The organism is Saccharicrinis fermentans DSM 9555 = JCM 21142 (assembly GCF_000517085.1).
Classification (GTDB): Bacteria; Bacteroidota; Bacteroidia; order Bacteroidales; family Marinilabiliaceae; genus Saccharicrinis; species Saccharicrinis fermentans.
Map to the genome: position 1 here is coordinate 4,326,949 of NZ_KI912107.1, position 12,413 is coordinate 4,339,361.

Annotated in this window: 7 protein-coding genes and 1 pseudogene; 7 read left to right on the forward strand and 1 reads right to left on the reverse strand. The window is 35.6% G+C overall.

Features of this window, described 5'->3' with window-relative positions; translation table 11 throughout:
- Positions 1-59 precede the first annotated feature (59 nt).
- The 4 genes from CYTFE_RS0117610 to CYTFE_RS0117625 all read left to right on the forward strand — a co-directional run bounded on the left by CYTFE_RS0117610 (position 60) and on the right by CYTFE_RS0117625 (position 10,090).
- Positions 60-3,458: an RHS repeat domain-containing protein gene (locus CYTFE_RS0117610; protein ID WP_027472879.1), complete on the forward strand. Its 3,399-nt coding sequence runs from the start codon at positions 60-62 to the stop codon at positions 3,456-3,458.
- Between the two features lie 10 nt (positions 3,459-3,468).
- Positions 3,469-5,556 carry a T9SS type A sorting domain-containing protein gene (locus tag CYTFE_RS0117615; RefSeq protein ID WP_161636329.1) on the forward strand — a complete coding sequence of 696 codons (2,088 nt, stop codon included), beginning with the start codon at positions 3,469-3,471 and terminating at the stop codon, positions 5,554-5,556.
- Between the two features lie 200 nt (positions 5,557-5,756).
- Positions 5,757-9,485 carry a DUF6443 domain-containing protein gene (locus CYTFE_RS0117620; protein ID WP_027472881.1) on the forward strand — a complete coding sequence of 1,243 codons (3,729 nt, stop codon included), beginning with the start codon at positions 5,757-5,759 and terminating at the stop codon, positions 9,483-9,485.
- Positions 9,482-10,090 carry a hypothetical protein gene (locus tag CYTFE_RS0117625; protein WP_027472882.1) on the forward strand — a complete coding sequence of 203 codons (609 nt, stop codon included), beginning with the start codon at positions 9,482-9,484 and terminating at the stop codon, positions 10,088-10,090. The genes CYTFE_RS0117620 and CYTFE_RS0117625 overlap by 4 nt, the downstream gene beginning before the upstream one ends.
- Positions 10,091-10,111: 21 nt before the next feature.
- On the opposite strand, the gene CYTFE_RS32005 is transcribed toward CYTFE_RS0117625, so the two are convergent.
- Positions 10,112-10,285, reverse strand: coding sequence for a type II toxin-antitoxin system RelE/ParE family toxin (locus tag CYTFE_RS32005; protein ID WP_152541897.1), 174 nt, complete (start codon positions 10,283-10,285; stop codon positions 10,112-10,114).
- A 404-nt stretch (positions 10,286-10,689) separates the two neighbouring features.
- Between CYTFE_RS32005 and CYTFE_RS0117635 the strand changes: the two genes are divergently transcribed.
- The 3 genes and pseudogenes from CYTFE_RS0117635 to CYTFE_RS0117645 form a co-directional block, all read left to right on the forward strand.
- Positions 10,690-10,941: a prevent-host-death protein gene (locus CYTFE_RS0117635; RefSeq protein ID WP_027472883.1), complete on the forward strand. Its 252-nt coding sequence runs from the start codon at positions 10,690-10,692 to the stop codon at positions 10,939-10,941.
- 166 nt (positions 10,942-11,107) lie between these two features.
- On the forward strand, positions 11,108-11,215 hold the full coding sequence (locus CYTFE_RS32010) for a type II toxin-antitoxin system YoeB family toxin (RefSeq protein ID WP_407689946.1): 108 nt from the start codon (positions 11,108-11,110) through the stop codon (positions 11,213-11,215).
- A 285-nt stretch (positions 11,216-11,500) separates the two neighbouring features.
- Positions 11,501-12,136, forward strand: a pseudogene (locus CYTFE_RS0117645) (RHS repeat-associated core domain-containing protein); the annotation flags it as partial.
- Between the last annotated feature and the right edge of the window lie 277 nt (positions 12,137-12,413).

Consider the following 12,413-nt stretch of genomic DNA (forward strand, 5'->3'; position numbering starts at 1 on the left):
AAATTCTTTGATGAATTTTCAAAATCTATCACAGATATGAAAAAATAAATTTTTACATTATGAAAAAAACGATACATCTAATTTTGATTATTTGCTTTTCAACATTTGGCTTCTCTCAAAATGAAATTATTTCACCTTCTCCCAATGCATCAGGCTTAGGGATTTATGGAAGTACTCCAGTAGGTTATTATACAGGTGTTCCTAATATAAGCATACCATTATATGAAATCAAATCAGGGTCTCTATCATTACCGTTATCTTTAAGTTATTATGCTGGAGGTATTAGACCTAATCAGGATGCAACTTGGGTAGGTTTAGGTTGGGTCTTAAATTCAGGGGGTGTCATAACAAGATCAATAGTGGGGTATAATGATTTTGAGAATCCTAATTTCGTTGAAAATGCTTTTAGTTATGGCTACTACTACAACCAGGATTTTCCTGGTACTGAGAATGGAACAGAGGATCTTGATTTAACTGATATAAGTCAAGTCGATCTAGCATATTATAAAAACATGGCCAATGGTCTTTATGATTCACAACCAGATGTTTTTTATTTTAATTTTGCGACTTTTACCGGGACATTTTATTTTGACAGAAAAAGAAATAGTACAGAAGATTATGCAGTCCCCATATGTAAAAAAAGAAACAATTTAGATATAAAATATTATCCAGAAGAAGAAAGGTGGGTAATAATTGATGGAGAAGGGAATAAGTATTATTTTGAAAGCACAGAATTAGCTCATAGCCTAGGTATGACGACTTCCTTTCCGTATAATCCTTCTGTATTACCATTGCATTCCGATCATCCAGACGCTGTAAGTTCATGGTATTTGGATGCCATTGTTTCTTCAATAGGCGACTCAATTAATTTTTCATATATAAAAAACAAACATTGGTTCAAAACACCAAGATCCTATAGTGAATTATGTTATGTAATTAGGACTTGGTTAGGAGGGGAACGCGGTTATCCTTCGGTACTACCTATGAGGGCTAGTACATATTCTGTTTCATGTACAGAACATCAAGAGCTATGTTTAAGAGAAATCACTTTTAAGGGGGGTAAAGTTAGCTTTGAAGTAACTGATAGAGATGATTTGGATTCAGGTTCTCCGTATACAACTACGGGTGGTAAAGCTCATAAATTAGATAAGATTATTGTTTTGACTGACACTGATACCATAATGCAATACAAGTTACACTTCAGTTATGAAAGTAATAGGCTATTATTAGATTCTATCTATAAATATAATAAGGGTATTAACGGTAACTCATACTTATTTACATATAATAAAAGTTTTAGTTGGCCATCTAAGACAACAGTAAAAATTGATACGTGGGGCTACTATAATAATGGTACTGGCAACCTATATAAATGGGGGTATACTTCTCCTACTTATAATCCAGGTAGAGGAACTTTAATCCCTCAATATACCTATACAGGAGAGGAGGGACAGACCAAAACAATTTATGGAGCTGATAGAGATGTTGATACTGTCTATAATCAAATGGGAATTTTGCAATCTATTACATATCCCACAGGAGGCAATAGTGAGTTCGAGTACGAAACAAACGACTATTTCGATCCAGAAGAGTCTTACTATGAGTATGAAGAGACGAATAGTTATGCTAAAACAAACGGAGCAATAGGTAGTATTCCTGAAAATGAGGATTATTTTACACTGGAAAAAGAAGAGTTTGTAAAAATCCAACATGGATTCACTGCTCTTGAAAGTGAGATGGCCAAATTAACAATAGGTGCTGAAGAAGTAGGTTATTGCGATTTCACATTATTGGTTGGAGGAAAATATGGAGCTATTATAAAAATAAATGATGATCAGTCTGTCGATACGATAAGATCATACAGTATGTATCCTGGCGAATATCTATTTGAAGAAACGACGATTTGTGAGAATTTATTATGGGAATTTGTGGACGTGGACTCAACCTATCTTGAGGCAGGAACTTATAAAGTTTTGGCTAGGGGTGTATTCCTTGAGGGTAATTTTGTTCGTTTAAATTATGTTTCTGACTCTACCCTGATTCCTAATATAAATGAAAAAGGAGGAGGTTTAAGGATAAAGAAAATTACAGATACAACAGGGGAAGAACAAATTGAGCGCGAATTTACTTATAATTCTTCATTGTATGGGCAAGAGTCCAGTGGAATATTAATGACAGACCCTGAATTCATATCATATATAGATCTGTATATGAGTACAATATATCTTTATGGAACAACTGGGGTAATGAATGTTACAACAGGATATAAATATCTGGTAGGAATGTCAAATAGTTATACTCCTATAGGGTATTCTGCTGCTGGTTCAAGTATTGGTTATTCTTGTGTCTCCGAATCTTTTAAAGGTGGAGAAGGAGGAAAAAAAGTCATGTTCTATTTGAACACTGCTGATCAAAATCAGTATAGACACATACCAGGAGTGCCTAGTACTGCTAACTTAAGCAATGGGATTTTAAGGAAAGAATATATCTTCGATGAATCTGATAATTTGTTACGAAAAAAGATAAACGTCTATAAAAAATCAGAAAATTTTAATCAATATGTAAAGGGAATAGTATTACAAAAATACTTTGGGCCAGATAAAGAAGCTTGTTTATTGGCTGACTATAATCTTTCTTCGGAATGGTGGAAATTAGAATCCGAAACGATGACTAATTACAGCTTATCAAATGATAGTATCCAAGAAGTATATCAGTACTTATATAACGAAGAGAATCTTCTAGTAAACAAAATTACTAATCCAATTAGTGATGGTGGAGTTGCGACCCAAGAAATTACATATACTTGCGATATTCTTGATGACAACGGAGTATATGAAGGGATGAAAACAGCAAACATGATCGAACTTCCAGTTGAAATCAGAAGATATGTCGATGGTAAATTAGTAGATAGTAATTTAACCACTTACCAAGAGGCTAACGGTTTATTTTTACCATATAAGCGTTATACATTGAATAATGCAAAACCAATATCTGGATTTTCTAATTTTTCAGGAAGTGTTCAAGCTGAATATAACCAAACTCCAGAGATGGAGTTTGTTAAGTATAATGATAAGGGTAAAGTTCTGCAGATGGAAGACAAGAGTGGCAAAATAACGAGTTATGTATGGGGATACAATAACCAATACCCAGTTGCAAAAATTATTAACGCAGCAATATCCCAAGTCGAAGGAGCTTTGGGGCTGACTCATTTAAGCGATGGTGTTGGAAGTGGAGGGTTGAATGATATTCAAAATACCAATTTAAGAAAAATACCAGGTGCTTTAGTTACCACTTACACCTACAATCCTCTTATAGGTATAACCAGTATAACAGACCCCAACGGCCGAATTACTTACTACGAGTACGATTCTTTCGGTCGTTTAGAATATATCAAAGATCAGGATCATAACATCCTTCAAAAATACGATTACAAATATGCTACAGAAACATCTTACTAAAACACCTAATATGAAAAATCTAACACCAATTTGGGTTGGGATATTATTGATGCTTAGCATTACAGTTAATGCGCAAAACCCTCAGAAAATCTACCACTGGATGCAGCAATTAGGAGGGCCTGGCTGGGACATACCCACAAGTATAACCACCGACAGCAAAAACAATGTTTACGTGGCAGGGAGTTTTACTGAAAGGCTGCAATGCAACAAAAAGGAAATAAAAAGCGAAGGAAATCACGATATCTATGTAGCTCGTTTTACTCAAGACGGCAGATTGCAGTGGCTTTGGCAGGCCGGAGGGCTATATATGGACAATATATCGGCTATTTATCCGGCACCCGATAATGACCTATACATAACTGGAATCATACAAGGAGAGATGAAGTTTGGCAAGCAAAAGATACAAGGCGAAAGCAAAAAGCTGTTTGTAGCCCGTATTAATAAGCGAGGTAAGGCCGATTGGGTTCATACCATTCCGTTTTATTATGCAGCATCTGGATATTTGATGGATGCGGATATTCAGGGCAATGTGATTGTTGGAGGAGTATTTAGCGATACGCTCCATTGTGCAACTGGAGATTTGATCAGTAAAGGGCATAACGACATGTTTGTAGCCCGCATAATGCCAGACGGAACAGTAGATAATATTGTGCAATTGGGCGGGGAAGGAAAGGAAAAGCTGAGCGCACTATCCGTAGATAGTCTAAACCATATTTATATTGCAGGCAAAAACGAAAAGGCTTTTCAAGCTGGTTATTTGGAAATTACAGCAAGCAGTAAACAACAAAAAAGCAATAGTTTTATCATGCAGCTGGATAGTATGCTCATGGGCATATGGTCAAAACCTTTTAACAGTCCCTCATATGTTGATATAACGGGAATGGCTTGTGACAAACAAAACCAATTGCTGTTATCGGGCAGTTTTAATCAGGAACTGTTGGTGGATACCCTGCAGTTTGACAGTAAGGGACTAACAGATTTTTTTGTATGTAAAGCTGATTCAACAGGAAATATAAATTGGCTAAAAACCTTTGGAGGTAAATATAGCGATCGTTGTCGCGATCTGAAATTGAATATGTTTGGAGGCGCCATGGTAACCGGGAGCTTTAATGATACTTTGCAGATGGATTCAATACAGATAAATACCGTGAGTGAATATTCTGAAGCATTTATTGCACAGTTAGATACATCGGGTATGGTAATTTGGGCAGAAGCCATGCATGGTAAAGGTGGCAGCGCCAGTAATGGTGGAGCTTTGGATACAAAAGGTAATTTGTATTTGATGGGAAGCTTCAATGGCAGCCTAAGTGCCGGGGGCTCCGAAATAGAAACACTGGGCGATGAAGATATTTTTGTGGCCAAATATTACAATTGCCCTCCGGTAGCTTCAGCAATAAACAGTCCAGGATATTTGTGTCAAGGTAGTATAGCTGAGTTAAGCATAGGAAAAGGATATATGAATATAATATGGAATGATACACTCCAGAATGTGGAATCTATACATATCGATGCCCCGGGCGATTATTATGTTACCATGGTGGATAAAAGAGGCTGTGTAATATCTGATACAGTTACCATTACAGAAGTACCAACTCTAGAGTTTAGTCTGGGTCGCGATACCGCTATGCTTATAAGCGAAAAACTTGAGTTGATAGGTCCTGACAATGCCTTTGCCTATTTGTGGAATGATAATACGAACCTTCAAACCCAGATTGCCTATAGCAATAACCATGCTGGAATTTACGGCTATAAGCTTACAATAACCGATAGCCTCGGATGTCAGTGGAGTGATAGTATTCGTATAGAGTTTTACGAGGAACTAGATTATGCTGACTTGACTGAAGGGGAACGTCTGGTAACTATATACCCAATTCCTGTAAAAGAATCATTTACATGGCGATTTGAAACTACGGAAGAAGTAAAGATGACAGTAGAGATTGTAGATGGAGCAGGAATTATACACTACCATCAAAAGATTGATCGTTATTTACCCGGTGAGCAAAAAAAAGTGGAAGCCAGAAACTTGAATCCAGGTATCTATTTCTTTACTATAATAAGTAATGGTAAAAGATTAACTAAGAAGTTTGTTAAAAATTAGATATACAATAAAAGTATAATAGGAAAAGATAACAAGCATAATGCTGATATTACCTGATATGTACTACTAGAGAGTATTACAAAATGCTTTCAGGCTGATAATTATCTCTTCTGATAAAATTGTGTGTAGAATCTTGTGCTCTTATAAAGACAAGTGCTTAAGGGAAAAATGTTTAAGCTTTTATACTAAAGTAGAAATAAATGAAAAATAAAATATATATTATACTCATGTTCCTGTTGGTAGATCTGTTACCCTCGCAAGCTCAGGAGCATATCACAGTAGATGATGTGATAACAGGGAAGACCATATTAAAGGCTCAAAAGAGTATCGTTTTACAGCCTGGATTTCATGCGGTAGCAGGAGCGGACTTTCATGCTTATATTGACCCCGATGCTTCTGCGGCATCGCCTAACCCAACATCAACAGCAACGACATCTGTAACTGTTGGCGGAACCTCCACGACTACAAGTCAAAACTATATTCGAAGCATTGCATTCAGGGAGCCTCATTCAAGCATTCCTTCAGGAAGTTATGCTCATACCGAAGAGATACAGTATTTTGATGGACTGGGCAGGCCTAGCCAAATAATACAAGTAGATGCATCACCCAAAGGTCATGATATTGTGCAGCCCATTGTTTATGATGATTTTGGAAGAGAAGCAAAAAAATACCTTCCGTATATTGATATTAATAACAACGGGGCGTTTGTTGAAAATGCAGTATCAGAATGTGTAAACTTTTATAAAACAGCCAATAGAATTGAAGGTAAAGAACATGACTCTAATCCTTTTGCTTTTACTCGTTTTGAAAACTCACCGCTAAACCGAGTTGAAAGCCAGCTGGGAGCAGGAAGTGACTGGCATACAAAAAATAAGGCAGTAAATTATAAATATACTACCAATACAGAAACAGTTAGTTCATGGGATGAAGAACGAAGAGCTTTTTCTTACCGAAAATACTCTTTATATGTAACAGAAATAATGGATGAAAATGGGCATGTCACTAAAGAGTACAAAGATAAACTTGGACAGGTTATTTTAAAGGAATCTATGAATGAATCAGAAACCCTTAGGACTCATTATATCTACGATGATTTTGGATTGTTACGTATAGTTGTGCCGCCATTGGCGGATTCTCCAGAAGATGAAGACCTTTGTTATTATTACTGCTATGATGGACGTAAGCGTATGATAAGTAAAAAGATACCTGGGGCAGAAATAGTTAATATGGTTTATGACTACAGGGACAGACTAGTGTTGACTCAAGATGGTAATATGCGCGCCGAAAACGGAAACAAATACCTATTTACTAAGTACGACCAGTTGAATCGTCCGGTGTTAACTGGAACCATTGTGGCTAAGAAAAGCCTTTCTGAATTAAGAACTGATTTTGATAATTATGGAGATGTATCATCCGAAAAGATGTATGAAGAATACCAGAAAGGCAAAAATAAGAACACATACGGCTATACGACAAGTCAGAGTTATCCATCATTGGCGGTAGATAATAATACCATCGATATATTAACGGTAACATGGTATGATGATAAGGATTATGATTTTATCGAAAACCTTGGTTATAGCGATGAGCTAAAATTTAACTCAAGTTACATGCCTGATGGTTATGAGCAAAACAAATCGAGTTATACCAAGGGAGTAGCTATAGGAAGCATGGTTAAAGCACTTCCAGTTGGAGGATCGGGCTTAATTATGGCTAACACAACGCTAGTTACTGTATCTTATTTCGATAAATATGGCAACGTCATTATGATTGCTAAAACAAACCACAAGGGTGGTGTTGACAGGCTTTGTAGTAAATATAAAAAAATAACTCATGAAGTAGAAGAAACCACGCAAGTGCATAAAATTCCTAACCAGGAAGATTTGACAGTAGTAAAAGGTTTTAAATACGATCATATGGGGCGATTGCTGGAAACCACCTGTAAGGTGAATAACCAAGATAAGTTTGTGCTCAATGCATCACGCTACAATGAGTTAGGAGAATTGGTTACGAAATACCTGCATTCAGAGGATGCTAGCAATAGCAGTTCTAAAACATTTGTGCAAGAAGTAAACTATCGTTATAACATCCGTGGTTGGTTAACCTCGATTAACGATCCAGACTTAAGCGAGGACAATGATTTGTTTGGAATGAAACTATATTATAATAATTTAGGTTCGTTAAACCAGTCTATTGTGCCAACTGCAAGCCAACAGTTTAATGGTAATATTGCTGCAATGGTTTGCGGAACAATGGGTGAAAACAGCCAGGTACATGGGTTTGGATATGATTACGATAGTTTAAACCGTTTAAAATATGCTCGCTATGGTGAGGGAAGTGCATTAGCCAATAACAAGAATAAGAATAATGTGAGTGATATTACTTACGATAAGAATGGTAATATACAGACATTAAAGCGCTATTTTAATGGTATGCTAGCTGATGACTTGACTTACACCTACGAAAATACGAATGAAAAAAGTAATAGGTTGAAGAAGGTTACCGATCCTGCTGGAGATATAACAGCTATGGCTGGCGATATAGATCTGGCAGATTTTAAGTTGGAACAACCAAGCCGAAATTATGAGTACGACGATGCTGGCAATATGAAATATGATCCATCAAGGGGAATGGTGATCAAGTATAACTTTTTAAATCTACCTCAGGAAGTTAAAGTTAGTGACACACGAAAGATTTTTTATCATTACGATGCGGCAGGAAACAAGTTGGCCAAATATATTAACGATGATGGAACATATAAGTCTACTGATTATGTTGACAACTTGGTTTATACTGATGGTAAAAAGAGTTTTTTCTCCACAGAAGAAGGACGAGCTGTTCCTATAAAAGAAGGCGATAATACTCGCTGGCACTTTGAGTACAATTTAAAAGATCACTTAGGAAATACCCGTGTTGTATTTGGAGGAAGTATGATACCCGGAGGTGCCGACATTGTGCAAACAAGTAGTTACTATCCATTTGGAATGGTCATGGCGCAAAAAAAATACAATACAGCAGGTGCAAATTACCAACAAAACAAATATCTTTACAACGGAAAAGAACTTCAGGATGACGATCTTGGAGGCGTGAGTTTGGACTGGTACGATTATGGGGCTAGGTTTTATGACCCGGCGATTGGACGCTGGAATGCTGTTGACCCGCTAGCTGAGAAATACTTAAACTATGGGCCATATGTTTATGCAATTAATAATCCTATCCTTTTTATAGACCCAGACGGAATGCGATTAGATTTGAACTGGATTCTAAAGAAGAATAAGGAAGGCGAATACAAAAGGCCTGAATTGGCTCAAGCATTTTTAGCTTTTGCTCAAACAGACTTAGGTTCAGAATATCTTTCTCTTTTTGCAGAAAAGGGGCAGGAAATAAGCGAGTTGGGTGTTAAATATGAGAAGAATGGAGCACTACATGATAAAGGATTTGATTTAAGTTTTGCAGGTCCCACAGAAAAACAGAAAAAAAGAGGTGATTACGGCCCTAATGGTTCATGGGAGATGAACAATGAAGGTGGAAGATGGAAAGCTAAAATCCGTCTAAATACAGAATTAAACGTAGGTCGTAATGATGCTGCAAGTGAATTTAATAATAAAAGTCTACAATATAAATACGGTAAGAATAATGTTAGTGCAGAAGATGCTGAAGCTGCAAGAATGCTTTATGTAGCGAGCAGAGCAGGAACTATCATACACGAATTAGTAATACATGGCCTTGAGGATATAGATGCTGCATCTTTAGGTAAAAAACCGGTTATAAATGCAAAATTAGACCATGATAATGCAAAGAAAACCAATTCTAGATTTAGAAGAATTGGATTACCTGCAGTTTATAAGGTACATAGTATCTTAAAAACACAAAAATCAAAAGAGTCAATTAAACATGATGCTTTTAATTATGGAGGAACCGATAAATGACAAAAATAATAAGTTTTACAATTCTATTTGTATTTATAATTGGCTGCTCTAAACCAGATGAATCTTATTTGATTTTAAATGATGTGCTTTGTGATGTAATTGGAGAAGGTTATAAATATGAGAGTTATATATCATTTTGTGAAAGAATAGATTCATTACCTGTTGAACAAGATTTTTATCTTGAGCATAGGGTTGAGCTTCCAACAAATGAGAAGGTTGTATTTTTCGATGCAGAACTGACAACCGACATCAAAGACAGGGAGTTTTTTAATGTTAATTCTATAAAGTTAAACGACCTAGAATTAAATACATTTGAAGGATTTATCAAATCATTAGGAGTAAATACTAAGTTAGATACTAACCAACTAATTTCTAATTGTGGTTACCAATATGGTCTAATAAGTGATGATATCATCAAAGAAATAAAACCAAGCAAAAGGATAGTTTTTTTTATTTCTCATATTTATATATCTAATGATAATAAAAATGCTTGTTTTTTTATAGAGGGAGGGCAAGGTCCTGATTATTGGGATGCATTAGTTTTTGCAAATAAGAATGAAAGAAAGTGGTATGTTAGTAGAAAAATATATATTACTGACTATTAATGATTCTTGGTGATTGCATTATTATAAAACAAAACCTGCTTTTTTAAGCAGTTCAATAATTTGTTCTTTGGTAATGTTTTCGAGCTGGCTCTTGTCGTAAATGTATGTAAGGTAAACTTTGTTGTCCTCACTAATCAAATAAGTGATTACCCTTGCACCCCCAGATTTTCCTTTGCCTTTAGAGGTTATAGTCAATCATGTATGCTTGTCCTAAATGGATACCTGAATCAGGTTCTTCCTTTAATAATTTAACAAGCTCCTGAAGGTCGGTTTTCAGAGATGGGTATTTTTAGAGAGCTTCTTGAAAAACATTTAAAATCGGGGGGTGGGTATATAAAACAACTTGAACCAAACCACCTAAAACTCAAAGAAGGTAAAATATATGGAATAGAAAGCAGTAAAAGCCACCATAACACTGGATGGTAATGCCCATGAAATAATGATTAGCAAAGAAAGAGCAGAATAAATAAGACGTTTGCAGAAATTTATAAGAGAAAATGATTTGAAAAGGAAGTCCAAATAACCTAAACATTATGAATGTAATATGCGTAATAATTACTAACTTTGTACCATGTTGGTACACATCAAAACGAAATATCATGTTAGTAATCAGTAGTAGAGAATTTAGGCAAAATCAAAAAAAGTATTTTGAGAGAGCTGACAGCGGAGAACAAATTATAGTTCAAAGAGGAAAAGATAAGTCTTATGCTTTAACGCCAGTCAATGAGGATGATATTTATTTTAATGCAGAAATGCTGCAGAAAATAAAACAAAGCATAGAAGAAGTAAAACAGGGTAAAGTAAAACAAGTTACAACACCTGAGGGAATAAGCGATTTATTAGGACTATGAGTTATGTTTTAGAGTTTACGAAAACGGCATTGGCAGATATCAAAAAGCATAGAAAGGTAGGCGACAAGGCTGTTTTGAGAAAAATGGACAACTTACTTAAAGAACTGATGGAGCACCCCTTATAGGAACTGGTCAACCTAAGCCGTTAAAACATAGTCTAACAGGAATATATTCCAGAAGAATCAATGGTAAACACCGTTTGGTATACTCGATTGAAGAAGAGAAAATTACAGTTCATGTATTAAGTACCTGGGGACACTACGGCCATAAATAAAGGATTCAATCCACTTCCCCGCAAATAAAACCCAGCCTTCCGAAATGCCTCGGAATCCCTCTGTCCTTCCCCTGCGCCAACCCTTCTATTTTATTTTTTGTCCGACCCACAAGCAGCACATTGTTTTTTCTTTTAACTGAATATATGAAAACATAATCTTCAATTAAAAACCTCAATTAAAAGAAAAAAGATACTATTTTTGGTGGCGTTGGACATTCTTTGAGATGCAGTTTTGGAGGTGGTAAGAGCTTGAAAAAGTAGTGAAAAGCTGGCCTAAATAGTTACGATTATGGAGCTAGGTTCTATGACCCGAGTTTGGGGAGGTGGCACGTGATAGATCCTAAAGCAGAAAAATATTTTCACGAATCACCATTTATTTATGCAGGGAATAATCCTATTCTTTTTGTAGATCCTAATGGAGAAGAGAAATATAAATTACAAGGCCATCTAAAGTTTAATTCTGGTTTTGTTGGAATTGGAATAAAAGCATTAGGAATTAAGTATAGCTTCCAAGGTGCTAAAGAGTACGAAGTGTCAATTAATATTTCATTTGATGCAGTTACAAAAGAGTTTACTATAGGAGGAGCTGGTTTGCAAAGAGAAAAAGGAGGTGATGAATTAACAGCAGGTGGAGTTGTTGGAGGTGGAGAAACAACGGAAAAGGAAACAGGAGGCGAAGTGAAAATTGGTTTTAATTTTAAAGAAGGTGAATTTGTTTCAGACGCAGATAAAATAGAAGATGAAGATTTCAAAGATGTCGGAGAAGGTACTGTTGGGATCTATACTGGGACGGAAAAAGAAGGAGAGGGATATAAGGCAGCTCTTGGGTTAAATCCTGAAGTTAATGCATTTTATGGAGCTGGAATAGGAATAAATTTGTCTGTACAAGAAAGTACTGAAGAAGAAAAGAAAGAAGAATAAATTAATTTTAGTATGAAAAGAAGATTGATATTTTTTAATATATGTTATGTATCTACAATTTTGACATTGGTTATGCTTGTATCTTCATCAATATTAAGTGATGTAGATATAATTAAACCTGTATTCTATAGCCCTCTAGCAATTTCACTTAGAGGTGTTTCCTTGTTGTTATTATTTATCTTATTAATAAAGTGTATAATTGTTTGGAAGAACAAAGATAAAAACATAGTCAGATTCTTTTTACTATTGTTCTTGCATGGATTTTATATAATATATT